Origin of the sequence: Ramlibacter sp. WS9 (genome assembly GCF_003797765.1) — a bacterium.
In the GTDB taxonomy this organism is placed as follows: Bacteria; Pseudomonadota; Gammaproteobacteria; order Burkholderiales; family Burkholderiaceae_C; genus Ramlibacter.
The window spans coordinates 1-416 of the sequence record NZ_RKMB01000156.1; the positions used below are offsets into that span (position 1 = coordinate 1).

General features: G+C 71.2%; 1 pseudogene. It reads right to left on the reverse strand.

Going from position 1 to position 416, the window contains the following annotated elements:
- Positions 1-416, reverse strand: a pseudogene (gene trpI / locus EEB15_RS33425) (trpBA operon transcriptional activator TrpI); the annotation flags it as partial.

Here is a 416-nt window from a genome sequence, read left to right on the forward strand (position 1 = left end):
CGGGCTGACCACCGGGCCCATGCGCTCGGGCGCCAGTTCGAAGACCTGCATGTCCGCCGGCCAGGGCGGCTCGGCGAACCAGAGCATGGCGTCCAGGCCGGGACGACGCGGATCGAACTCGCCCTCGCTGGTGGACAGTTGCAGGCGCAGGTCGGGGAGGGCACGGTTGAGCTGGTCCAGTCGCGGGATGAACCAGCGCGCCAGCAGGCTGCCGGGTACGCCGAGGACGAACGGGGCCTCGGCGGTCTGCCGGCGCAGCTCGGCACAGACGCCACGCAGTCGCTCGAACGCATCGCCGCAGGCGTCACGCAGGCGAACGCCGGAATCGGTGAGTTTTACGCCGCGCCCATCCTTGCCGAACAGGGCCACCCCGAGATCGTCCTCGAGCAACCGCACCTGCCGGCTCACGGCGCCAT